Origin of the sequence: Thermococcus sp. 9N3 (assembly GCF_012027685.1) — an archaeon.
Classification (GTDB): Archaea; Methanobacteriota_B; Thermococci; order Thermococcales; family Thermococcaceae; genus Thermococcus; species Thermococcus nautili.
The window spans coordinates 981,036-1,004,867 of sequence record NZ_SNUV01000001.1; the positions used below are offsets into that span (position 1 = coordinate 981,036).

Sequence of the window (23,832 nt, forward strand, 5' to 3'; positions counted from 1 at the left end):
GGGGAAAATAGGAAGAGGTTCTATAAACGGCTTCCGGTTTAAACGCCTAAACGACTTTGACAAGCTTCTCCATCCAGGGACTCACGCGCACCCTAATGTAACCCCTGAACTTCCCGTCAACTTCCCTATCTCCTGTGTAAACGCGAATCGGGCCGGTCAGCTTGTCCGGCGTCGCCACAACGATTACGTTCTCCCTCGGGATTCTCCTGAGGACTTCGGCCGAGAACTGCTGGTTGCCCCTGCCGAAGAGGAAGTTTGCCCCGCCGATTACCGTGACGACGACTTTGGGATTCCTATCAGCAAACCGGAGCAGGTCCTTCTCAGTGGCGTCCTTGACGAGGAGTTTGGCTTCTCCGTCCCTTACCTCAACGACGTCAACGCCGAGGAGCGTCCCATCGATACCAAGCCTGTCCTTTATCCTCTTTATCGTCGAGCCCGAGCCGAGGAAATAAATCCCCTCGCTTTCAAGGATTTCCTCAGCGACGGCCTCGGCCAGGGCTTCAAGCTCCCCGGCCTCGTCGGCCTTGATAGCTTCCTTGCTCCCCTGCACAAGGTTCTCGACGACCGGAACGAGGGCCTTTCCGTAGGTCTTCGCCCTGACCTCGTCCCTCCTGAAGGCCTCTTCGTCGATGTCCCTCACTTCCCTCTCCTCAAGTTTAGTTTCTCCGCGCAGGAACCTAACGAGGACTTCAGCGGCCTTCTCAGGCGAAACCGCGAAGACGCCGGAGTACATCTTGACCCCCGTCGGAATCCCTAGGATTGGAACCTTCCTACCGACCGCGCTAACAACGTCCCTCGCGGTCCCATCACCGCCAGCGAAGATTATGAGCTTAACTCTCCCGAGCATCTCGCGGGCGAGCCTTTTGGTGTGCTCCGAACTGGTGTCGGGGATTCTAACGCCGTTGACCTCGCGGTAGTGGAACCTGAGGGGGATAACCTCAAAACGAAGGCCGAACTCCCGAAGGTAGTCCTCGCCGAGCGGGCCGGGGCCGGTGAGGAAGGTTATCGAGCGGGCCTCGGGGTAGTGGGAAAGCTCGCGCAGGAAGAGCCGGACGAGGTCCGGGGAAACCGGCCTGGCCCCCCGTCTAATGGCCTCCTCAACCACTCCGTCGGTGCCCTTGAGGGCCACCTTACCGCCCATTCCCGCTATCGGGTTCACTATGAGGCCTATCACGCTCTCACCTCATGTACTTCCTCGCGAACACCGTCAGGAAGACCGCCCACATGAACATTCCGAAGAGCGCCTCGACCGACGCTATGACCCTGCCGACTCCTATCGGGTGGTAGTCGCCGTAGCCGAGGGTAGTTGCCGTTACAATGCTGAAGTACTCGTAGTCGAGGAAGCTCAGACTGTTGGAAAGCCCCTGAACGCTCCTCGTGACGAAGAACAGGACGGGAAACAGGACGTTGACGGCGAAGAGCCATATCATTATCGGCCTCTTCCAGTCGGTTCCGTACTTGCATGTCAAGTCCGCGAAGAGCCACTCGAAGGCAACCTCAAAGCGGTCCACGAGCTTTTTAATGCCCTTCCGCCTCGCCCTCAGGCGCGCCTTCCTCCTGGCGACCATCTCAAGGTAGTAGTACTGGTCTGCCCTCTCGAAGTCCCCGCTACGCTCCCAGCTCGTCCTCGCGAGGCGGTAGAAGACCTCCTCCGCGTAGGGGTTGTTGAAGCGGCAGTCCTCGATTATCATGAAGCCCTCAACGGCCAGCTCAAGGGGCAGGCTCGGAAGGACCGTCATAATCCACGTTGAATCCACGTTAACCTGGCTCTTCCGGATTATCAGGTTGCTGTGGACGAAGACGTGAACGAACTCGGGGCTCTTCAGGTGGCTCCACTTGACCTCAACGTGGCCGAAGACGTCAAGGTTCTCCAGAACGAGGTTTCCAGAGAACCCCGCGATTGAAAGCCTGACCTGTCTCTTAAACCTCGGCGCGGTGTCGAAGGAAACGTCGCGGATGACGAGCGAGCGGACCTTTACCGTCCTCCTGCCGGCCTCAGAAACGTTGACCCCGTGCTCCTCGAGGATTTTTCTGAGCAGGGGGTATCTTGTGTTTACCCCTATTCTCCTAACGTCCCTCAGGTTTGAGAGCTCGATTAGGCCCTTGGCGCTCCTTCCACCGTAGGTTTCCTCCTCGCCTTCGCCAACGTACTGGGTCGAGTTCAGCATGAGGTACTTGACGCTTGAATCCCTGATTGAGATGTTGCTGGAGAAGTCCACGCGGAGCACGTTGAGGCCGAAGACCGTCGAGCCCTTGACGAGGATGACCTCAACCTTTGACTGGAAGAGAATAACCCTGTCCACGGTCGAGTTCAGCAGAACGAGCCCCTTGAAGTTCGAATCCTCTATTATAAGGCTCTTGATTTGGGAGTTCTTGAAGACTAAAATCCTCTCGCTCCGATAGTCCTTAATCGTAACGTCGTAGAGGTAAACGCCCTCGAAGTAGCTCTGACCGACCTTGAGCCTCCTCTGAAAGGTTTCAGCCTTCAGCTCCTTTATGCTTTCACCCAGTAGGGACTCACCCTCGTCGTAGGGAATGTGGAGGGGACAGTACTTCGACCCCTCAACTGGCTTCAGGCGGCACTTTTTTCCGTTTTCAAAGGTGTACTCGCACATCGTTCCGAGTTCAGGAGAGTGCTATTAAGGTTTTCTGCTCTTCAAGGCCCGCATGTAGAAGGTCTCGCCCCGGTAGTTCAGCCTTATCAGCTTCCCCTCCCCCAAAAGCCTCTCAACCACGTCCCAGCCGGCGTTGTTCTTCTCCAAGAGCTCCCTCAATGCTTCCTCGCGCATCGGGTGAACTGCAGTTATGGACAGAATGTCCTCGACGACGTTTCCCGTGCTCGCGAAGGCGTTGCCCTCGTAGCCGATGAGGTATTCAACTTTTCCGCCGAGGCGCTCGCTGAAGAGCTGGTAGGCGAGGTTTATCGTTTCCTCATTGGCGGGCTCGACCCACTTCTCCGCCGGTGGCCTCGTGGGGACGGCTATGTAGGCCTTATCCGGTTTAAGCTCCGCGAGGAAGTCGGCTATCCTTTCGAGCTCGTCGCCGTAGTCGATGTTAATGAGCATCGTCTCGGTTACAAGCGTTCCATCGAAGTCGTCTCTAAAGGTTAACATACCGTCAAGGATTCTCCCGAGCGAGAGACTCTTGTGGGGCCTGTCTATCTTCCTCCAGAGGGGCTCGCTTACTGCATCGAGCTTGAGCGAGACGAAGTCGAAGGCCGAAAGGTCCGCCCTCACGTCCTCGCGCCAGATGAGGGACGAGTTGGTCAGTATCGCGAGCGGGACCTCAAGTTCCCTCAGAAGCTCGACCTCAAGGCCAAGGTTTATATCGAGCGTCGGCTCGCCGTCCGGGACGAAGGTGATGTAGTCAATCCTCTCGCCCTTCCTTCTCGCTTCCTCGACCTTCTTCGAGACCTCCTCAAAGAGGAACTCCGGCTCGTAGAAGGGCTTCCGCTCGATTTCCATCTTCAAAGTCCGCCCTATCTGGCAGTAGACGCACGCGTAGGAGCAGACCTTGTCCGGTATGTTGTTGACTCCAAGGCTCCTGCCGAGCCTCCTCGATGGGACGGGACCGAAGGCGAGCATGGCACCACCGGAATTAGGTTGACCTAAGAGCGTATAAGCTTAGCGGGTGAGGTTCCTGAAGTAGGCCTTCAGGGCGCTCCAGTTGAGGGCTATGTGGACTATTGAGAGGCCGAAGAAGGCGAAGCCAAGGTAAATGTGCAGTGTGTCGGCGGTCGAGACCGGCAGTGGGTGGCCGAGCTTCGCCGTCAGCGGGCCGATGAGGAGTATCGTTCCGGTTATGCCCGTAATCAGCCAGAGGAAAAAGAGGAGTAGTGAAACGCACATTCTAAGGTTGCACTTCATGGCTCACCCCTTCCTGTAGGTTTTTCCATCTATGACTATAACGTCGGCCTTGAGCGACCCGTCCTCCTCGCTGGCGAGTATCGTCACACTCTTACCGGGCTTCAGGAGGGCGAGCATGTCACGCCAAGCCAAGCTCTCACCGTTCGGTCCTGTCCAGCGGCCCCTAATCTCAATCGTGTAGTTCTCCACGACGACGGCCCTGAGGGCGGTGTCAACGGTCTTTATCACGCCGGTAACGTTCACGGAAGTCGTATTCAGAACCTCCTCCGGCGAGGGGGCGCTCTGGTTGAGGACGGTGCCGGTGGGGGTTCCTATGTAGAACTTAACCGTGACCCTCTCCTCGGTTCCGTAGGGACAGCCGGTGCCGTAGTGGAAGACCACGTCTATGCTCCCGTTGCCGAGGACCTTCACAGTGTACTGCTTGAAGGCAGTGTAGGCGTCCTTCAGCTCGGTCTTGGTCTCGTTCACGACCTCGACGTTAACAGGGTTCTCGGTCGTTATCTTCCAGTCCGAATAGGGGCACGGCTGGGCGTGCTTGAACCTGACCGTGACGTTGAGCGTTACGAGCGTTCCGGGTTTCTCGACGTATGCCTTCGCGGGGATAACGCAGAGTACGTCGTCTCCTGGTGAGATGTCAGGGAACCGATGTAGTAAACGCCGTTGACTGGCGCGGATGGAGGTGACGGAAGCGGTGTGGAGCCCGTGCCGATTCTCTCGTTGGCGTAGTTCACCGCAAACGGGAGTGCCGTGAAGAGAAGGCAAAGTATGAACGAGATTACAAGTTTCCTCCCCATGATAGGCATTGCATATGTAACATTTTTTAAACCTTTCTGCCCCAATGCACACATTCAGACAGCACAGGCACTGTTGCGTCAGGAACCTTTTTAAATCAAAACGTCCCCGGCGCACCCTCAAGGTGGTCAGATGAGCCAGAGGGTAGCGGTTGCGGTCAGAAACGCATCGGTGTCGGGCAGGTACAGCAGGATTCCGGAAGTGCCGAGGTGGTTCTACTCCTTTGTGCCCTTCAAGATAGCCACGGGTGGAAGTTCCGCACTGGTCAGCCTGTACATCCTCGAACTCGGCGGAAGTGCATCAACCGTCGGAATAGCCTTCGCGCTGGCGAGTTTAGCTTCGATGCTCGGTGCACTGTTCTGGGGCAGGCTGAGCGACAGAACCCTGAGGAGAAAGCCCTTCATACTGCTCGGCTTCGCGAGCGTCCCCCTGTTCCTGCCCCTGATGGCGCTCTCAAGGACACCGCTCCAGCTGATTGCCGTCAACACGCTATACTCCTTCTTCCTCGCCTCAACGCTCCCGGTTCCAATAGCCCTCGTTCTGAGGAGCGTCAGGAAGCACCGCTGGGACTACGGGATAGGCAAGTTCAACGAGATAAGCGGGTGGGGCTGGGCGTTCGGCCTGCTAATCGGCTTCGGCCTTTCACGCTACCTGAGCGTACCAGAGCTCTTCGCCACCTTCGCGCTCCTTGGCCTTCCCGCGCTCCCTCTGGCCCACAGAACCATAAGGGAGGCCCCGGTCTACATCAACAGGAGGGCAATAAGGGCCTTCGGGAACTACGTCGTTGAGAAGACCCGCTACTTCCCGAGCTTCGTCCTGCACACCAACCTGAGCCTCCCCGCGAGCCTGCGGGAGCTCTATATCTCTCTCGTCCTCCTCTGGGTCGCCATAGGACTATACTTCCCCCAGATGCCCGTGCTGATAAGGGACTCCGGCTACGGAGCCGACGTCGTCTACCTGGCCCTCATCGTCAACTCAGTCGTCTCGGCCCTCAACTACACGCGGGTCGGTCAGGGCATGAGGGACAAGAGGGCAACGCTTACGAAGGGCCTGCTCATCAGAATGGGGGCGTTCTCCGTTGCCCTGCTCGCGGTATGGGCTGGCGGGGCGTTGCCCCTTGTCCTGGCCTCCTACGTCCTCACCGGCTACTCGTGGGCCTTCATAAGCCTCTCGTCAACGGGGATAGTGGGAGAAAAAGCCGGAGAGCGCGAGAAGGGAAGCGCGATGGGAACATACAACGTCCTGAGCTCCGCGGGCTACGTTGCAGGAAGCGCCCTCGGCGGTTCCCTGGTCTCTGCGGTGGGCTTCGGGCCGACGCTTGGACTGGCAGTCCTGCTCGTCGGCGGTAGCCTCGCGGTGATAAAAAGAATGAGCTAAGGTCAGAACTTGAGAACCCTTGCAAGGACTATCAGCGGGTCCCAGACCGGCGCGAAGGGCGGTGCGTAAGCAAGGTCAGTGAAGAAAGCATCCTTCGTCGTGAAGCCCGCCGTTAGCATCGCTGCTGCCGTGTCAATCCTCGGGAGGATTTCAGCACCTACCGCCTGAACGCCGAGCAGTCTGTTGGTCTCGTTGTCCACAACGCCCTTCAGCCATATCGACCTCGCCCCCGGATAGTAGTGGGGCCTCGTGCTTGTCTTTATGAAGGCCGTCCTGACGTCGTAGCCTTCCCTTATCGCTTCGGCCTCGGTCAGGCCGGTCTTGCCTATCTCGACATCAAAGAACTTGGTAACGCTCGTTCCCAGCACGCCGGGGAAGTGGAGCTCTTTACCGGCGATGTTGCTTCCCGCGACGTAGCCCATCTTGTTTCCTGACGGAGCGAGCGGAATCCAGACGCGCCTTCCGGTTATGAGGTGCTTCGTCTCGGCGACGTCTCCCGCTGCATAGACGTTCTCAACGCTCGTCTGCATCCTCTCGTTCGTCCATATCGCCCCGGTCTCGCCTATCCTAACGCCTATCTGTTTAGCCAGCTCGACGTTGGGCTTTATTCCGGTGGCGAGAATCACGAGGTCGGCTTTGTACTCGCCGGCGTCGGTGATTACCCTCTCAACCCTCTCCCTGCCCTCAATGCGCATGAGGATTTCCTCTGTGCGGAGGTTTATCCGCTTCCTCATCTCCTCCTCAAGGACGTCGGTTATTTCCTTGTCGAAGGCCTTCTTCATAACCCTCTCCCCGCGCTCGATGAGGGTAACATTTTTCCCCTGGGCGGAGAAGGCCTCGGCCATCTCAACGCCTATGTAGCCACCGCCGATGATTACAACGTCCTCCACGCGGTTCTTCTCCATGTACTCCCTGATGGCGACGGCATCGGGCGGGAGGTCCGCCTTGAAGACGCCCGGGAGGTCTATCCCCTCAACGGCAGGAACCCTAGGCGATGCGCCGTTGGCGAAAACCAAATAGTCCCACTCGTAGGTGTGCTCGCCGTCCTCTTCCCTAACGCGAACGTAGCCCTGGCCGACTTCGATGACCTCGGCCTTGAGGTGGAGGTCTATGCCGCGCTTCTTGATGAAGACCTCGGGCGGATAATGCATGAGCTTTTCAGTCGGCGAGATTCCCTCGACGACGTACGGAATCCCGCAGGGAGCGTGGCTGACCCACTCAGTCGCTTCAAAGACCTTGACGTCCCACTCGGGCTTGAGCCTCTTGACGCGCGAGGCGGTGCTCATTCCGGCCGCTCCGCCACCGATGATAACGACCCTCTTCATCCACATCACCGAGAAGGGTTCAAAACCTTCGGTTAAAAAGGTTGGTGGAGAAAATCACTTCTTGCCCCTGAAATACTTCCTCCTTCCAACGTGGACCATCCTGTAAACCTCCCCCTCCCGAACCTCGAAGGGTGGCCTGTTGAGCTCATAAGTTTCGTAGCTCTCCATGTCCATCAGCTGAACCTCACCGGGAGTAACGCTCGTCACCATCGCCTCGCTCTCCTCGTGCTCGACGGTGTCAACTTTCTCCCTCTTGGCAGTCTTCCAGTCAAGGTGCTCGCTCTCCCAGTTCTCCAGGTTTTTGAGCGTTAAGCCCTTGCCGTCAACGCGCTCGACCTCGTAGACGTTGCCCCTCCTGTCTGCCACGATGTCCCCCTTCCTGAACTTCGGAATCCTCACGCTCACGCTCGTCCTGTAAACTTCCCTGCTCGTCTGCCTGTCGAGGCCCACCAGTTCATAGGCCTCGCTTATCGTCCCACCAAAGCGCTCGCGGATTGCCTGCGCTATCTTCCTCGCCGAACTGGTGGAGCCCATGTAGAAGTCGAGACCCTCTTCCTTCTCTATGGTATCCTGGATGAAGCCCATCCTGTCCTTCCGCATTATCTCATCAACCTTCTCCTCGACGAGCTTTCCTATGACCTTCCGCTCCTCCTCGCTCAGGGGCCTTCCCTCGGCGCGGACCTGGAGAATGGCCTCGAAGTAACCTCCGAGGAACTTCTGACAGCGGGGGCAGACTGTCTGGCGGACGTAGACGGTAACGCGCTTCCGCTCATCGTGTAACTCACGCTGGAGTTCGTGGGTCCTGGCCTTAACGCGAACCTCGTAGACGATTATCGCCGGAAAGTGCTCGATGTGGAAATCCAGGGGCTCGAAGGAAACCACTGCCCTGCCGACGGGCAAATCCTCAATCTCCTCCAGCTCCTCGGGCGAAACGACCTCATACTCCCAGATTTTCTCGCTGAAGGAATCCTCAAGCTCTTCAAGGAGGGCGTTCTCGGCGACCTCAAAGATGAGCTCCTCAAGCTCGTAGCTCCTTGGGTCAACCCACACCCCCCTCTTCTTGTAGCTCCCGCAGTTCTGGCAGAGCTCGGTGTTTACCTCTTCCCCTATGAGCAGGACCGGATTCTCCTTGCGATAGCAGACCTGACAGAGGCCCTCGATGAGCGGACCGCCTTCCTCCTCGCTTATCCCACAGCGGTAGCAGAACCTCATCCCTCTCACCCGTTTCAAGTTGGGTTGAGGGTTTAAAAAGTCTCAGAAGAGGAGCTTCGCCATCTGCGCGTGGGGGACGCCCTGAATCCTGAGAACCCTGTCCGGGTCAACGTAGCCGAGCTCGATTGCCTTGGCGACACAGCGCTCCCCGGTTAAGTTAGCTATCGTTGCCTCGTCAAGGAGCTCCTTGAGCCTCTCCTCCTCAACGAGTTCGCCCTTGTAAAAGCGCTCCTTGACCTCGAGCTTGAGCTCACCCTCGCGGAAGGTCTTTCCGATTAGTTCCTCGTCGCACGCCGCGAGGAGAACCTCTCCCTGAACGCGGTAAACCTTGACGTATATCATTTCACCACCGGGAGAAAAGGGAGAAAAGAGGTTAAAAGGGTTTAGCTACCCTGGGCTTCCAGGGCTTCCTGAAGCAGTCTGATAGCCTTCTTGAGGTCGGCGTAGGACTTCCTGAGGTGGATGAAGAGCCTGAAGTCGCCGAGGTTTCCGAGGATGAAGCCGCCAGCGATGTCCTCGGCCGTCTTGTACTCGGCCATAGACTGGTTGTAGTATACCATAGCCTGCTGGAGAAGGGTCTCATTGACACCCTCCTGGAGGGCCTTCTGGTAGAGCTCCTGGAAAGTGACGTTCTTGGTCTGGATGTAGTGGTAGTAGAGGTAGTTCAGTGACATGAAGGGGATTATAGTTGTGCCCGTTGAGGTCGGGGTGGTCTCGAGATATGTAACGGTAAACTCCGCTGGGGAGTTGAAGACGACGGTGACCACTACGTAGACGGCGTTCTTGCCCTTAACGACATGCCAGCCAAGGACATCGGCACCGGTGACCCGGACGTTGTAGGCGTCCTCCGGAAGGATGACGGTAATGGTGGCGTTGGTGCCATGCGGTCCATCAGCGATCACGTCGACCTCGCCAGGTTTCCTTGTGATGTTGACTATAACAGCCTGTCCAAGGGCAACGGTGGCATTGACCTCGTCGTAGCTGTAAACTGGCTTGGTGACGGGCTCTGAGACGTGGAGCGTCAAGGTCGTCTGGAGGTCCTGGTAGTTCGGGGAGACAACCTTAACGTTAAGCTCCTCCTCGGAGGAGGTCGGAATCATGGTAAAGTCGACAACACCGTCGACCGCAAGGTACTCATTGCCATTTATGTAGACGGTGGCGGCTCCAGATATCGGCTTGAGGGTCTTGGCGTCAAAGAGGACAAGCTTGAGGTTCGAGGGCTTTCCAAGCTCTGCCTTGCCGTAGAGTACTGCGAACATGGTGGGCATACCTACTTGGACAAAAACAGGTACAACTGACAATAGGGCTCCGTCACTACCGGTTGCGTAGAGAGCTCCAATGTACGTGCCACTACTGCTAGTATTCACTTGGAGATGTACATTGTAAATGTCGCCGTACATAATCTTTGCTGGTCCCGGATTAACAACTTTCACTATATTCCTAGTGGAGTTCTTGTAAATCACTGTCAATAACACGTATGCAGGATCATCAGACCCTATGTATAGATATGCCGGGAGACTATTATTTAGGAGGGGTATCTGGAGAGTTCCTCCGGATGTCGATAATATTGTGGGATAATCAGTGCCAAGGCCATATCCCGCTTCAACATAGATGTCCTGGAGTGGTCTCTCAGGTAGCACAGTAACTTCTAAGTAAACGGCATCTTTGAAGATATCCGGGTTGTAGTAACTGTCGATGTAGAACTCATAGGTATATCCATTGAGGACACCATTTGTATACCATAGGTCCCCATAGTAGAGAGTTGTATTAGTTGTAGTCTTAAAGCTCACATTCAATGAGTCCAAAGAATTTTCAAAGACAACACTGGCCTTTGCTGTGCTATTAATCTTGGAATCAACGTATACAGTGCTCGGATTCGCAGTCAATCCGTAAAAGTGAATTGTAATGTTTGAATGGAACTGTAATCCAGTGTTATATTCTCTTGCGTTCCATATTATTAACTCCCAAGTTCCAGGCATTGGATTATCAATTTTAATAACTCTGTTTCTCAGTCCAAAGCCACCGTAACCAAGAGCATTAAGGATGTGAGTTCCAGTTGGTGGAACCAGCTGCATCCATAGATAGTTCCCCGAGTCAGTACTTATGTTAATAATCATTCTCTGTGTGTTCTCTGGAACTTTGAATAAATAGCGGTGAACATTGTCTCCAATGTCCTTATATGTATCGTTTATTCTAACTATTCCACCCTGTGGTGCCTCAGGTACGAATATAGTCACTGGAATATATCCCTCAATGTATGTCGTACTTGGATCATCAATGTATATTATGCCTGTATAAATGCCCGGAGTAGCCAGTTTTGAGTAGTCAATTGTAACGTAGAAGGTAGTGTTTTCGCCGGACCTCAGTGAAATCTTACTTACCGAGGGTATAGCCCAAGGTACGCTACTTCTAATGGTGAGAGTTCCCTGATACTTTAAGGCATATATCTTTACGGGAACAGTAGCAACTCTAGAATTCCTTATATATATCCCACCGTAGAGATAAGGTATGTTGTACTCGTAATTAATGAATTCTTCCCCGACAGGTAACCAGTTATCATGTAATTGGGTCTTTAGGTCACTGTATGGCGTACCTATGTAAAGCAATGAAGTCTTATCCTTGGCAATCTCTGAAAGGAGTTTTATAGCTGCATCCGCCTGAACTAATCCAAAGCCCTGCTCATTGAGGTTATAACCAGGTATAGGCTTTGCTGAAAACTCTATTGCCTCTTTTATCTTAAATGGATCTATAGGTATCCCCTTTTTCCTTGCATAGCTAACTAAGAGAGCTGCCACTCCGCTAACGTGAGGAGTTGCCATTGATGTACCAGGCCACCAATCAGATGCCCAACTTCCAGATTCCCCATAAGTGTATACTGGCAGTAATGAGAACACAAACTGACCAGGTGCTATAACATCCGGATCGTTGAGTCCATCCATTCTTGGACCACGCGAAGAGAAATCTGTAACTTGTGGGGGAACATTAGGACCTTCGCTAAAGTACTTCCATGGTTCTGGATCAACATATGCACCAACAGTTATTGCAAACCTTGAGTCCCCAGGAGACCCCACAGTGTTCATAGCAGGACCTTCGTTTCCTGCAGCGATTACGAACGTAACGTTGAACTTATAAGTGAGATAATCAACATAGTAGTTCTCAGGGCTTTCAGTACCATCGTTATAGTCATAGTTCCCTCCTAAGCTCATACTAATAATATCTGCACCACTAGTAGCAGCATCTATCATACTTGCTATTATCCAGGAGTCACTTCCATAACCGATACTTGATAATGCTCTATACTCCATTAATTGTGCCCCTGGTGCAACTCCCACCATACCAGTCTCATTGAACGGCCAGGGATAATGTGGATTAGGCTCTCCATATCCCGCTATGGTTCCGCTTACGTGAGTTCCATGTTCTCCACCATCCCATCCAAAGCAAATTTCAGTGCCATCTGGGGTTATATAGGACACAACTATATTGGTGTACCCTAATGCAACGTCCATTGTGGTTAGGTAACCTACTTCTAATTTGACAATGGAGTATCCACTATTACCCGAGCCAAGTGACGCATAGTCACTTTCAACGTCAAATGGCTTAAGTCTAATGGCCCTTGAGAGATCTACTGTGAAATTATAACTACCGCCATTAGGTACTGAGACTCTTGAGACGAACTCTTTAACAGCCATTGAATAGTTAGCTAGATACCCTGCATAGTCACCCTGTAATCCGGCTATTCTGGCCTTGGTAAGATAATCAACCACAATAGACAAACTTGCATTAGTTGTATTTACCGGTAATGGAATTGGGTATAAATACGCTGTATCATATTCCGTTGAACTATTAACAAGAAGAACAAAATAAATCTCATCAAGATTATTGTCAAAGTTTAGGTCAAAGTACCTCTCAGGTAGGAAGCCAAACCGATAGATGCCATTTGAGGACTTGATTTCGGGTGGTATCCTAAGAGTCAAGTGAACAGTTCCTAATGTAGTCTCTTGACTTTCTCTACCAACAAATTTTCTTGTTTCGGGGTCCCGTACCAATGATGTAGCATAGTCTCCCCAGTCTATAGAAACGTTAGTCAGTGTAATCGTGACTGTCCCATTTATAATGCTAGAATTAGTGAAGTTATATGGAACACTAACAAGCCCCTCCCCAGTTGTGTCAATCCAACGAATAATTTTCCTTCTTCCATCCGGTGTAGTTTGAAGGAATGGCTGACCAGGATCAGCGCCAGTGTCTATAACTGCAACCACTGCACCACTACCATCTACATTATAAAGAGCCCGTGCCTCAGGAGCATTGATTACTTCCATATCCCAATCATAGAGGGACAAGTACGGTGAAGAGCCAAGGGCCATTGGGATATTCCTGATAGGCCCACTAAAGGTCCCAAAATGGGGTGGTAACGGAAGTGAAACCCTGCGGTCCTCCCACACACGGAGAATACCGGGAATCTTCTTAATATCGCCAAGTTTAGAAAGGGGTACAGTAACAACTATAAAGTTGTACTCCGGTTTACTGAGAGGGCTTATTTCCCCAAGTTTTTTAAGTGCCTCCAGCACTTCCATGGACTTACCTGGTTGGGGAGCAATAATTAAACGAACACTGCTTTTGTTGTTTTTGATGGCATTCATCTGGATTGAATTTAGCATCATAGCAACCGATGTCAGAGGCTTAGTTGCGGGAAGCGGCTTAATCTGAACGTTAGTACCCGAAACAGATGTTGAGAGTTGCTTTGAAGTTGCCGTGGGGACATACGTTGCAGAGAGACCTACTGGTACTATTGCGAGGGTCATTACTACCACGATTAAAAGACTCAACACCTTTCTATTCATTCCAACACCTCCCAAGGAGTTACTTCAACATCCTCTACTTGGCGCCCAGATATAAATATTTCGACTGGGGTGCGCTCGAAAACGCCGGAAAGGACAACGTTGAGTATCGAAGTATTCTCTTGACACCTTGTTCCAACTACAGAAAAGATTTTTAACCTAACGGTGAATCAAAAAGCAAACTAATGCACTATAATGAAAGCCGGTGAGTCACGATGAAAATAAAGGCAAACCACATTGCTGTAATCCTGATTGGACTCGCCCTTGGGGGGTTCATCCTGAATTCCCAAGTTCAACACTACCAGGGAGGAGAGATATACGAGTCCGCGAACCACGCATACGGCCTTCTCGTGAGGGGCTTCAACGTGACAATAATCGTTGAAACCGTTGACGGGAAGACCATCGAGGGCAACCTCCTGAGCGTGAGGGGTTCTACCATCTCCATAGTCGTGAACGGAACCACTTATACCGTCGGCGGACCCGAGGCAACGCGAGAGGACATAAAGGCAAAACTCATCAGAATAGTCTACCACGGTAAAGTGTACCTCTACGGGGTTGACCCGATGGAGGGCAAGGGGTCCGAGGTTTTCTCAAAACTACTCCCCGACCAGTACTACTCCGTCCGCTACTCCGGGAAAATTTACATCGGGGATGGGATAACCCCAATAGAGATAGGCAAGCTGAAGTACATGGCGGACTACAAAACCTACGGCTCAATAACGATAAACCACCTCGGCCCCAATGGCGCGATAATAACCGCCAATATGGTTCCGGTTCAGTACCTAATCAAGTACCTCGGCAACTATACGGTGTACACCTACGGTCTTCTCTACGTTAACTCCGACGAAAGAAACCTTCCCCTGAAGCTCGTTGAGGTGAGAGGTCCATGAAACTCCCGGCTCTCGTGCCGGTTCTCTTTATGACCTACGTGGCAGTAGGCCTCGCCGAGCCCAAGACGCTCGCGGTGAGCCTAGTCTTTGCGCTGGCGATACTCTTCGGAATACGCCGGGGAGATAGAGTTGAATGGAGGGACCTGGGCTTTGAAATCGACGAGAGGTACGTGAATTACGCGTTCTGGATAGCGATAGGAATAATCCTCTATCAGGTCATAAGGCTCGGAAACATCCCCCTTCTGCACCCGGCAATAAGGACGCATCTCAACCCGAGGCTGACGGCATTGACTTACTTCCTCGGTGTCCCGGCCAGCGTCTACCTCTTCATCAGGGGAAAGAGGTACGCCCTCCTCTACCCCGTTGCGGTTTCCCTCTACGCCTACAGAACTCCAGTCCTCGTCTCAATAATAGCCATAGGCTCCGCCTATTACGAGAGCGCCAAGGGGGAAGGAAAACTCGACGTCAAAAAACTCGCCGGAATTCTCGCCGGGGGCGCTGGACTGTTCCTGCTCATAACGTTCCTCAGGGGGAACACTCTATCGAGCCTCTGGGTCCGCTTTCAGAGCACGGTCTCTGCCCTCGACGTAATAATCTGGCGCGGGGACTGGAGCGGAACTTATGGGGGACAGTTGCAGTGGGCCGGAGTGGCTTCCTACATATGGGGGGGATACTCCCCGAGGGGACTCATAGCGAAGTTCCTCTACGTTCACACTGGGGCAACGATAACGGCCACGCTCCTGGGGGGAATGTACCTGGACTTTGGAATCTTCGCCGTAATAGAAGGCTTCCTCCTCGGGCTCTACTACGGGGCCGTTTCGAAGGCCACCCATCCAACCACCAGAGCCCTCTACTATTCAACGCTCGCCTATGGGATAGTCGGGGTTGAAACCGGAATCCTTGACCTCCCCGTTTACGTCCTCTTCCTCCTCGGTGCCTACGCGGTCTACAAGGGATGGAAGGTGATGAGAAAACGTGAAGCCCACTGAGGTCTTTGCTTTAACCGCATGGACTTACCTTGGCATGGCGTGGCTGGGAAAGGTCCTCTACTTCAAGGGGATAGACGTGGGTCCGGCCCTCTACGCCATCCTTTTTCTCTCCCTCCTCCTCATCGGAGAAAACCTGGGACCAAGGCTGAGGAGAGAGGCCTTTCTTCCAGCATTAATCCTTCTCGTTCCTCTAGGTCCCATCTACTTTATCGGCGGACTCGTCAGCTTTGCGATTCTGTTTTTTGCGTTGAAGAGGAACCTTCTGAGGAAAGCCGTCCTTCCGGCGGTGCTCTTAGCGGTTTCCCTGGCGGTCTTTGCGTGTATCAAATGGGGAATCCCAGTGTTAAAGCCGGAACTGAGGTACACGAGCGCAAGCGTTCCGTTTCTCGTTGCGGGGGACATAATCATTGGGACAATAGCAGTTTTTCCAGACGTTCGCCTTCTGGTACTTGGCGAGGCGATTGCGCTCATCAGCGCGTCGAGAACAGTCGGGTTAGGAGTGGCGGCTGCATACGCCCTCAGATTGGCCTACGACAACAAATTGACCATCGAGGAACTTAAAAGACACAGGAAAGCGGTTTTGCTTGGTATCGTCCTTCTCCTGGCGGTGTTCCTGGCGAGACACTACGTAACGGTGAGGGAGTACTCCACTTGGAGGCTCGGCTTCCTCGGGAGCCTTCTCTACAGACCGGCCTCTTCCTACACAGTCTACGAGAGGCTCTTCCACCTGGGAATGCCCCTCGGAAACCGGGAGCTCCTCTTCAACCCGGACCCCACCGGCTACGTGGGGGAGCTCTTTGGAAAGGAAGTCGGATACACGTACACGCTCTTTGGACAGCCGGCTTACGACTTCGGGATTCTCGGACTCCTTGAGGCCCTAATCCTCGGGCTCGCCCTGGGAAGGGCTTCGAAGAATCCATTCACGGGAACCTTCGCGCTCACCGTTGCAATCCTTGCCCTCGACATTGGAATTGGGGGACAGTTCCTCGTTGCAATCCTCCTGATGGCGTACCTTGCAGGGGTGAAGGAAGATGGATAAGAGAACCCTAACCCGGAAGGTCCTGCCGGGAATCGTTTTCCTGTTTGCCCTGGGCATAGAGCTCATCACGTTTCCACCCTGGGACACCCTGAGCTACGACGGGGCGCTTTACATTGACATCGCGAGGAACCTCGCGGTCAATCCAACGAGCTTCACCTACCAGGGAGCCTACATGATGTACCGTCCCCCGCTCTACCCGTACACCCTTTCGTTGTTCTACCACTTCGTCCACGAACCCCTGAGCCAGCTAAGGGTTGCAAGGCTCGTATCGGCCGTCTTCTTCGCCCTGACGGCGGTCTTGGTTTACCTGCTAACCCTGGAGCTCTTTGAAAGGTTCGTCAAGGGAATCCTTGCCTCGGCCTTCTTCATCTTCAACGCCCTTGCCTTCACAATGGGAACCAGAGAGCTCGTCCACAGCGAGTTCACGTTCTTCTACACCCTGGCCATTTACCTCCTCTACACCGGAAGAAAAAGTGGAAACCCCACGAGGATTTATCTCGCCTTCGTTTCGGCCGGCCTCGCGATACTGACGCGCTACACTGGGCTCTCAATAATAGCGGTTTTCATCGCTTACCTCTGGCTCACCGAGTACTGGAACTGGGTCAAAAAGAGGGAGTACCTTATTGGCTTTGCCCTGCTCCTCCTCACCCTGAGTTCCCTGGCTCTACCTGGGCCACCTTCACTACGGGGGGGCGCTGAAGCCGTTTGAGGTAGCGAGCAGGGTCGTTACCGCCGACAGGCCGGTCTCGGTGTCAACCTTCCTGAAGTGGCTCTTCAAGGACATAGGCCACGTCCTTCCGGCTCTGGTGGTTTTGGGGCTTGTAAGACAGAAGCAGGACGAAAAGGGATGGCTCCTGATAAGCTGGGCCCTCATCGGGTTTGCCATGATAATGACGGTCACCCACAAGGAGACGCGCTTCATAACGTTCCTCGCCCCGGTGATGGGGATACTCGCCGTTGAGGGGGTTTCCCTAATCGTGGATGGGATTGAAAAAGCCCTTGAACTCGCTGGAAGGCCGATAAAACCGTGGAAGAAGGCCATCACAATAGGTCTCGCCCTGCTCCTCCTCATCCCAGTGGGTGGAAACGCGTTCGTTCTAAAGGAGAGGTGGAACATAACCGGCAAGTACGACTCCCATGTGCTCAGGTACGCGAGCGAGCATTATCCCGGTGAGAGGCTCTTGGTGTCACCGTATCTCTACACTATGGCCGGCTTCTACTACCCCGGCGCCAAGGTTGAGATGATACTCTACCGCAAGGACGTCGAGAAGAAAATAAGCGAAGGCTACTACGATGTGATTATCCACAAGGACCCGAACACGTACCTCAACATCCTCAAGAGCGGAAACTACGAACTCGTCAAGGAGTTCTACAACGGAAAGTTCAAAATCTTTATAAGGAAGAACCTCGGGGCGAATTAGGGCGCCCTATTTTCAAATGAGCACATCCCCTCTCTTTTTCAACCTTATACACTGAGGAACAGGCCTGGATAGTTAATTTTAAAAGCGACCTTTCGATATATCACCCGCAGTAATTAAACGGAGGGAAACGCCATGAGCGAATACAGGTTTATAAGGTGGTTCGAGGAGCTCAGCAAGAAGGATGTCCCCCTTGTCGGAGGCAAGGGTGCCAACCTCGGTGAGCTTACCAACGCGGGAATCCCCGTCCCGCCCGGATTCTGTGTCACCGCTGAGGCCTACAAGTACTTCGTCGAGAACGTTAAGGTTGAGGACGGTAGGACCCTTCAGGAGTGGATTATGGACATCATAAGCAAGACCAACGTTGACGACTCCAAGCAGCTCCAGGAGAACACCGCCAAGATTAGGGAGAAGATAATTCAGATGCCCATGCCAGAGGAGATTGCCAAGGAGATTGAGGACGCCTACAAGAAGCTCAGCCAGCGCTTTGGTAAGGACGCCGTTTACGTCGCCGTTCGCTCTTCTGCCACCGCTGAGGACCTTCCGGAGGCTTCCTTCGCCGGCCAGCAGGAGACCTACCTCGACGTCTACGGCGTTGATGACGTTATAGACAAGGTCAAGAAGTGCTGGGCCTCACTCTGGACCGCGAGGGCCACCTTCTACAGGGCCAAGCAGGGCTTCGACCACAGCAAGGTTTACCTCAGCGCCGTCGTCCAGAAGATGGTCAACAGCGAGAAGAGCGGTGTCATGTTCACCGCCAACCCGGTCACCAACGACAGGAACGAGATAATGATTAACGCCAGCTGGGGCCTCGGTGAGGCCGTCGTCAGCGGAAGCGTTACTCCAGACGAGTACATCGTCGAGAAGGGCACCTGGAAGATAAAGGAGAAGTTCATCGCCAAGAAAGAAGTTATGGTCGTCAGGAACCCCGAGACCGGCAAGGGCACCGTCTACGTCAAGGTCGCCGAGTACCTCGGCCCCGAGTGGGTTGAGAAGCAGGTTCTCACCGACGAGCAGATTGTCGAGGTCGCCAAGCTCGGTGCCAAGATTGAGGAGCACTACGGCTGGCCGCAGGACATCGAGTGGGCCTACGACAAGGACGACGGCAAGCTCTACATCGTCCAGAGCAGGCCGATTACCACACTCAAGGAGGCCAAGAGCGAGGAGGGCGCCGAGGTTACTGAGGAGGCCGAGGTCATACTCAAGGGTCTCGGTGCCTCACCGGGCATCGGCGCCGGTAGGGTCGTCGTCATCTTCGACGCCAGCGAGATTGACAAGGTCAAGGAGGGCGACGTTCTCGTCACCACCATGACCAACCCGGACATGGTTCCGGCCATGAAGAGGGCCTCCGCTATCATCACCGACGAGGGTGGAAGGACCAGCCACGCGGCCATCGTTAGTAGGGAGCTCGGTATCCCGGCCGTCGTCGGTACCAAGGAGGCCACCAAGAAGCTCAAGACCGGCGACTACGTCACCGTCGACGGTACCCGCGGTGTCGTCTACAAGGGCATAGTCAAGAGCCTCGTCGAGAAGAAGGAGGAAGAGAAGGCCGCTGGAGGACAGGTCGTCGTTGCCGGTGCTCCGCTCGTCACCGCCACCAAGGTCAAGGTCAACGTCTCAATGCCCGAGGTCGCCGAGAGGGCCGCCGCCACCGGTGCCGACGGTGTTGGACTCCTCAGGGCCGAGCACATGATACTCAGCATCGGCCAGCACCCGGTCAAGTTCATCAAGGAGGGTAAGGAGGAGGAGCTCGTCGAGAAGCTCGCCGAGGGCATCAGGACCGTTGCCGCTGCCTTCTACCCGAGGCCGGTCTGGTACAGGACCCTCGACGCCCCGACCAACGAGTTCAAGGAGATGCCCGGTGGAGAGGACGAGCCGGACGAGAGGAACCCGATGCTCGGCTGGCGCGGAATCAGGAGGAGCCTTGACCAGGTCGAGCTCCTCAAGGCCGAGTTCAAGGCCATCAAGAAGGTCGTCGAGGAGGGCTACGACAACATCGGCGTCATGCTCCCGCTCGTTGCCAACCCCGAGCAGATAAGGAAGGCCAAGGAGATAGCCAGGAGCGTCGGCCTCGAGCCGCACAAGGACGTCGAGTGGGGAATCATGGTCGAGGTTCCCGCGGCCGCGCTCATCATCGAGGACCTCATCAAGGAGGGCCTTGACTTCGTCAGCTTCGGTACCAACGACCTCACCCAGTACACCCTCGCCATCGACAGGGACAACGACAGGATTGCCTACCTCTACGACGAGAAGCACCCGGCCGTTCTCAAGCTCATCAAGCACGTCATCAAGGTCGCCAAGAAGTACGGCGTCGAGACCAGCATCTGCGGACAGGCCGGCAGTGACCCGAAGATGGCCAGGATTCTCGTCAGGCTCGGCATCGACAGCATCTCCGCGAACCCCGATGCGGTCGAGCTCATCAGGAAGACCGTCGCCCAGGAGGAGCAGAAGCTCATCCTCGAGGCCGCTCGCAAGAGGCTCTTCGAGGATGAGGACGAGCTTGACTTCTGATTTCCCTCATTTTTCTTAAAATTTTGCTCTAGCCAACCATTAGATTTTTATTTGCTTTAGTGGTATATGGGCACGGTGGTTATTAGTGGGACGCAGGGAGAAACAGCTGACACTTCTTGGTACTACACTTAAAACGGAGGAGATGAGCATACCCCCCGGAAAGATAAAATGTGTAGTTACTGGGAAGCTCCGAAAAGACACTCCTGAGGAGAGAGTTAGGCAGGAGATAGCTAGAGAGCTTATTGAAGTTTATGGATATTCACCCCAAGACATGGATGTAGAGTTTCCAATCAAGATGGGACGAGCGAAGAAAAGAGCTGACCTAGTGGTGTTTTATGAAGGGAAGCCTCATAAACAGGAGAACATTTACATTATAGTCGAAGCAAAGAGAGAAGACATCAAACCCTCTGATAAGAAAGAAGGCATCGCCCAGCTTGAAAGTTATCTTTCTGCCTGTATGAATGCTAAATTTGGTATTTGGGTTGGAAGTGAAAGGATAGTTTATCAGGTAATCAAAAAGAAGGGCATTAGAAAGCTTGTCCAAATTCCAGACATTCCAAAGAAAGGAGAGACTACTATCCCGAAACCAACCCACGGAACCCTAAGGCCTGCAACTAATCTCAAGAGCGTATTTAGGAGGATTCACAATTACATACATGCAAATCAAGGCCTCCCTAAAGACCAAGCATTTGAAGAATTGCTGAAACTCATCTTTATCAAAGTGTACGATGAGCAGTTCAATCCTTCACTTAAGTTTTACGTTCTTCCAAATGAGGACCCCAAAGACGTGAGGGATAGACTTGAAGAGATTTTTGAAAAGGTAAAACGGAAATACCAGTATATCTTCGATGAAAACGAATCACTTAAACTAAATGACCGAGTGCTCATCTATGTTGTATCCGAACTCCAGCGTTTCAGCCTCGTTAATACCGACATTGATGTCAAAGGGGAAGCATATGAAGAAATCGTTGGTTCAAATCTCAGAGGAGATAGAGGGGAATTCTTCACTCCCCGCACAGTATGCAGAATGACGGCAGAAATGATTCTGACACTCTTTAGAGAGGAGGACATAATGAATCCCGGAGGGGTGAGAATCCTCGACCCAGCCGTTGGCACTGGAGGATTCCTAATAGCAATAATACACCATCTCAAAAAGTTACTTGAATCGAAAGGCTACCGCTATGACTTGCTAAGGGACACACTTGCGGAAATCGCCAGAGCAAACCTATTCGGCATAGACTTCAATCCCCTCCTAGTTAAAGCCGCTCAGATGAACATGGTTATGCATGGGGATGGCTCATCGAATATAGTTCATGCTAATTCACTGGAGCACCCATCAAAGTGGAGCGATGAAGTTCTTAGAACACTATTTCCCGAGGATGTCAAAAAGTTCGGAAGCATAGAAAAGTTCAGAAAATACCTGGCAACACTTGAAAAGCCAGAAGAAATTGAAAGTGCTATCTCCCGTTTCGACATTGTGATAACAAACCCCCCATTTGGCTCCAAACTCCCAATAGACAACCCAGAAATTTTGTCTCAATACGAGATAACAACCTTCGAAGCTACCAGCCCCAGGAGTTCACTCCCACCAGAACAGTTGTTTATAGAGAGAACACTTCAGTTCCTCAAACCCGGCGGAATTTTAGGAATAGTCCTTCCAGATAGTATACTAAGCAACCCAGGTCTTACATGGCTCCGCAAGTGGATACTCCAAAAAGCAAGGATTATCGCAAGTATAGACCTGCCAACAGAAACGTTTGAACCTCACACCGGAACTCAGACCAGTGTTTTGATACTTCAAAAGAAGTATCCTCACGAGGTTGGAAGAGAGGAAGAGTACGAGATATTCATGGCGATTCCTGAAAAAGTTGGTCACGACAGGAGGGGCAATGATATTTACAAAACAACACCAGATGGAAAGATACTCCTCGATGAAAGAGGGAACCCAATAAAGGATGATGACCTCCCAATAGTCGCAGAACTCTTTAAAAAGTGGGCCAAGGCAAGGGGGCTCGCTCCATGAGCGACGTTAAGTGGGTTAGTGTCCCAAGTGCATTCATTTTTTCTGGCGAGCTTAGGCTAGATGCAGAATTTTACAGTAGAGAGCGTTTAAAGGCCCATATATTGATTGATGAACTTAAAAAATCTGGGATTTCAATTGGTTTAATTGAGGATTTTAGTGAAAAAATATTCCACAGACCAAGGTTTAGGCGTAATTATGTGTCAAAAAATGAAGGCGACCCCTACCTAATGCCAAATGAGATATTTCTGTTTCCCCTAAAAGCAAGAAAGTTCATTAAAGACTATCCCGAGGGCCTAAAGATTGAACCAGACTGGATACTAATAACGTGCTCTGGAAGTGTTGGGAGAATTAGGATAAGCGACAGAGTACTCTCAACCTATGTTATGTCTCACGATTTAATTAGAGTCATACCCAAGGACAAAAGCTCCCTAGGATACATCTATGCTTACCTCAACACGTGGATTGGACAAGCGTTTTTGACTAAAACAAACTATGGTGGCCCTATAAAGCACATTGAACCACACCACGTTGCCAATATCCCAATCCCAATCGTAGATGAGGACATCATGAAGAAAGTGAACAGCAGGATTCTTGAAGCTCACAAAATGCGCGAGGAAGCACAGCTCAAGCTTCTTGAGGCCGAGAAATTGTTTTATACTGAACTCAGCCTTCCTGAAATTGACGAAGATTCAGTAGAATACTTTGGAGGAGACTTAGGAAGGAAAGTCAAAGCCTTCACAGTTAAGGCGAGTGAGCTTGATTTGAGGCTTGATGCATCGTATCATATCCCTCTAGTCCGAAAGGTTCTCGATGAGCTTTCAAAATCTAACTTAACTATAGTCCCGATGCAATCTATACTCGCTAGGGCATATGTCCCCCCAAGGTTCAAAAGAATCTATGTAAAACCCGAGATGGGAGTCCCATTTTTATTACCTATTCACTCCGTTTTAGTGAAATATTTCGACATCAAATATTTGTGGAAACCGTTAGCAGAAAAACCAGAATACCAGTTAACTCCGGGAATGTTGCTTATTACGAGAAGCGGCACACTAGGAAGAGTCATGTTAGTAACCGAACACATAAGCTCTTGGGCTGCTAGCGATGATTTCATCTACACAATACCCAGAGAAGACATAAACCCCGGATATCTTGTTATCTTTTTACAGAGCGTCTATGGACAAGCCCAAATAATAAGAGAAACGTATGGGGGAGTAATCAAGCACCTAGAGGAATTCCACATTACAAAAATCAAACTTCCCCTCCCAGACAAATCAACCCAAGACAAAATTGGAAACCTCGTCATTGAAGCCTACGAGCTCAAAGATAAGGCCAACCTATTGGAACAGGAAGCTGTCTCAATGCTTGAAAGACACTTGGAAGAGCTCAGTGGCGTTTCACTTTGAGGCTAGATTTTACCTTTTTTAAAGTTGTTCAACGAAAATGATAAGCTAGAGGTGTGCTAATTGGATAACAAAAACCATTATCCCTCGTGGTCCCGTAAGAAAAAGCCAAATCTTTCCAAATTCTTCGATATCCTTGATGTCGAGATTAG

18 protein-coding genes are annotated in these 23,832 nt (G+C 52.6%); 9 read left to right on the forward strand and 9 right to left on the reverse strand.

Annotation, left to right across the window (positions count from 1 at the left end):
- Positions 1-46: 46 nt before the first annotated feature.
- The 5 genes from E3E30_RS05500 to E3E30_RS05520 are packed head-to-tail and all read right to left on the reverse strand — an operon-like array spanning position 47 to position 4,628.
- Positions 47-1,174, reverse strand: a complete 1,128-nt coding sequence (locus E3E30_RS05500) for an ATP-NAD kinase family protein (protein WP_167728678.1) — start codon at positions 1,172-1,174, stop codon at positions 47-49.
- A 4-nt stretch (positions 1,175-1,178) separates the two neighbouring features.
- Complete coding sequence (locus tag E3E30_RS05505; RefSeq protein ID WP_167728679.1) at positions 1,179-2,615, reverse strand: potassium channel family protein; 1,437 nt, start codon at positions 2,613-2,615, stop codon at positions 1,179-1,181.
- 24 nt (positions 2,616-2,639) lie between these two features.
- Positions 2,640-3,584: a radical SAM protein gene (locus E3E30_RS05510; protein WP_167728680.1), complete on the reverse strand. Its 945-nt coding sequence runs from the start codon at positions 3,582-3,584 to the stop codon at positions 2,640-2,642.
- Between the two features lie 39 nt (positions 3,585-3,623).
- Positions 3,624-3,866 carry a DUF4405 domain-containing protein gene (locus tag E3E30_RS05515; RefSeq protein WP_167728681.1) on the reverse strand — a complete coding sequence of 81 codons (243 nt, stop codon included), beginning with the start codon at positions 3,864-3,866 and terminating at the stop codon, positions 3,624-3,626.
- Positions 3,867-3,869: 3 nt separating this feature from the next.
- Positions 3,870-4,628 (reverse strand): hypothetical protein, encoded by a 759-nt coding sequence (locus E3E30_RS05520; RefSeq protein ID WP_240922537.1) that lies wholly within the window; start codon positions 4,626-4,628, stop codon positions 3,870-3,872.
- Between the two features lie 162 nt (positions 4,629-4,790).
- On the opposite strand from E3E30_RS05520, the gene E3E30_RS05525 reads away from it, so the two are divergent.
- A complete protein-coding gene (locus E3E30_RS05525; protein WP_167728682.1) occupies positions 4,791-6,035 on the forward strand; it encodes an MFS transporter in 1,245 nt (414 codons plus the stop codon).
- A gap of 2 nt (positions 6,036-6,037) precedes the next feature.
- On the opposite strand, the gene cdr is transcribed toward E3E30_RS05525, so the two are convergent.
- Genes cdr through E3E30_RS05545 form a run of 4 tightly spaced genes read right to left on the reverse strand, consistent with a single transcriptional unit; the run spans position 6,038 to position 13,413 of the window.
- Complete coding sequence (cdr, locus tag E3E30_RS05530) at positions 6,038-7,366, reverse strand: CoA-disulfide reductase (protein WP_167728992.1); 1,329 nt, start codon at positions 7,364-7,366, stop codon at positions 6,038-6,040.
- Between the two features lie 48 nt (positions 7,367-7,414).
- A complete protein-coding gene (locus E3E30_RS05535; protein WP_167728993.1) occupies positions 7,415-8,572 on the reverse strand; it encodes a 60S ribosomal export protein NMD3 in 1,158 nt (385 codons plus the stop codon).
- A gap of 42 nt (positions 8,573-8,614) precedes the next feature.
- Positions 8,615-8,914 (reverse strand): DUF424 domain-containing protein, encoded by a 300-nt coding sequence (locus E3E30_RS05540; protein ID WP_167728683.1) that lies wholly within the window; start codon positions 8,912-8,914, stop codon positions 8,615-8,617.
- Between the two features lie 41 nt (positions 8,915-8,955).
- The gene (locus E3E30_RS05545; protein WP_167728684.1) at positions 8,956-13,413 is read right to left on the reverse strand and encodes a S8 family serine peptidase; all 4,458 of its coding nucleotides are present in this window, start codon (positions 13,411-13,413) and stop codon (positions 8,956-8,958) included.
- Positions 13,414-13,625: 212 nt separating this feature from the next.
- On the opposite strand from E3E30_RS05545, the gene E3E30_RS05550 reads away from it, so the two are divergent.
- The 8 genes from E3E30_RS05550 to E3E30_RS05580 all read left to right on the forward strand — a co-directional run bounded on the left by E3E30_RS05550 (position 13,626) and on the right by E3E30_RS05580 (position 23,683).
- Positions 13,626-14,300 carry a hypothetical protein gene (locus tag E3E30_RS05550; RefSeq protein ID WP_167728685.1) on the forward strand — a complete coding sequence of 225 codons (675 nt, stop codon included), beginning with the start codon at positions 13,626-13,628 and terminating at the stop codon, positions 14,298-14,300.
- Positions 14,297-15,289: a hypothetical protein gene (locus E3E30_RS05555; protein WP_042688801.1), complete on the forward strand. Its 993-nt coding sequence runs from the start codon at positions 14,297-14,299 to the stop codon at positions 15,287-15,289. The genes E3E30_RS05550 and E3E30_RS05555 overlap by 4 nt, the downstream gene beginning before the upstream one ends.
- On the forward strand, positions 15,276-16,328 hold the full coding sequence (locus tag E3E30_RS05560; RefSeq protein WP_167728686.1) for a hypothetical protein: 1,053 nt from the start codon (positions 15,276-15,278) through the stop codon (positions 16,326-16,328). Before E3E30_RS05555 ends, E3E30_RS05560 begins: the two co-directional genes overlap by 14 nt.
- Positions 16,321-17,037 carry a glycosyltransferase family 39 protein gene (locus tag E3E30_RS11445; RefSeq protein ID WP_346765899.1) on the forward strand — a complete coding sequence of 239 codons (717 nt, stop codon included), beginning with the start codon at positions 16,321-16,323 and terminating at the stop codon, positions 17,035-17,037. The genes E3E30_RS05560 and E3E30_RS11445 overlap by 8 nt, the downstream gene beginning before the upstream one ends.
- Positions 17,038-17,077: 40 nt before the next feature.
- Positions 17,078-17,749 (forward strand): hypothetical protein, encoded by a 672-nt coding sequence (locus tag E3E30_RS11450; protein ID WP_346765900.1) that lies wholly within the window; start codon positions 17,078-17,080, stop codon positions 17,747-17,749.
- Between the two features lie 132 nt (positions 17,750-17,881).
- The gene (ppsA, locus tag E3E30_RS05570) at positions 17,882-20,257 is read left to right on the forward strand and encodes a phosphoenolpyruvate synthase (RefSeq protein WP_167728687.1); all 2,376 of its coding nucleotides are present in this window, start codon (positions 17,882-17,884) and stop codon (positions 20,255-20,257) included.
- A gap of 85 nt (positions 20,258-20,342) precedes the next feature.
- On the forward strand, positions 20,343-22,280 hold the full coding sequence (locus tag E3E30_RS05575) for an N-6 DNA methylase (RefSeq protein ID WP_167728688.1): 1,938 nt from the start codon (positions 20,343-20,345) through the stop codon (positions 22,278-22,280).
- Positions 22,277-23,683 carry a restriction endonuclease subunit S gene (locus tag E3E30_RS05580; protein ID WP_167728689.1) on the forward strand — a complete coding sequence of 469 codons (1,407 nt, stop codon included), beginning with the start codon at positions 22,277-22,279 and terminating at the stop codon, positions 23,681-23,683. Before E3E30_RS05575 ends, E3E30_RS05580 begins: the two co-directional genes overlap by 4 nt.
- Positions 23,684-23,832: the final 149 nt, after the last annotated feature.

What these genes read in the sequence shown, in the direction of transcription:
- E3E30_RS05540 (WP_167728683.1), bottom strand. Translation starts at nt 8,914, where the DNA reads ATGATATACGTCAAGGTTTACCGCGTTCAGGGAGAGGTTCTCCTCGCG.
- cdr (WP_167728992.1), bottom strand. Translation starts at nt 7,366, where the DNA reads ATGTGGATGAAGAGGGTCGTTATCATCGGTGGCGGAGCGGCCGGAATG.
- E3E30_RS11445 (WP_346765899.1), top strand. Translation starts at nt 16,321, where the DNA reads ATGGATAAGAGAACCCTAACCCGGAAGGTCCTGCCGGGAATCGTTTTC.
- E3E30_RS05510 (WP_167728680.1), bottom strand. Translation starts at nt 3,584, where the DNA reads ATGCTCGCCTTCGGTCCCGTCCCATCGAGGAGGCTCGGCAGGAGCCTT.
- E3E30_RS05545 (WP_167728684.1), bottom strand. Translation starts at nt 13,413, where the DNA reads ATGAATAGAAAGGTGTTGAGTCTTTTAATCGTGGTAGTAATGACCCTC.
- ppsA (WP_167728687.1), top strand. Translation starts at nt 17,882, where the DNA reads ATGAGCGAATACAGGTTTATAAGGTGGTTCGAGGAGCTCAGCAAGAAG.
- E3E30_RS05535 (WP_167728993.1), bottom strand. Translation starts at nt 8,572, where the DNA reads ATGAGGTTCTGCTACCGCTGTGGGATAAGCGAGGAGGAAGGCGGTCCG.
- E3E30_RS05580 (WP_167728689.1), top strand. Translation starts at nt 22,277, where the DNA reads ATGAGCGACGTTAAGTGGGTTAGTGTCCCAAGTGCATTCATTTTTTCT.
- E3E30_RS05550 (WP_167728685.1), top strand. Translation starts at nt 13,626, where the DNA reads ATGAAAATAAAGGCAAACCACATTGCTGTAATCCTGATTGGACTCGCC.
- E3E30_RS05525 (WP_167728682.1), top strand. Translation starts at nt 4,791, where the DNA reads ATGAGCCAGAGGGTAGCGGTTGCGGTCAGAAACGCATCGGTGTCGGGC.
- E3E30_RS05515 (WP_167728681.1), bottom strand. Translation starts at nt 3,866, where the DNA reads ATGAAGTGCAACCTTAGAATGTGCGTTTCACTACTCCTCTTTTTCCTC.
- E3E30_RS05555 (WP_042688801.1), top strand. Translation starts at nt 14,297, where the DNA reads ATGAAACTCCCGGCTCTCGTGCCGGTTCTCTTTATGACCTACGTGGCA.
- E3E30_RS05505 (WP_167728679.1), bottom strand. Translation starts at nt 2,615, where the DNA reads ATGTGCGAGTACACCTTTGAAAACGGAAAAAAGTGCCGCCTGAAGCCA.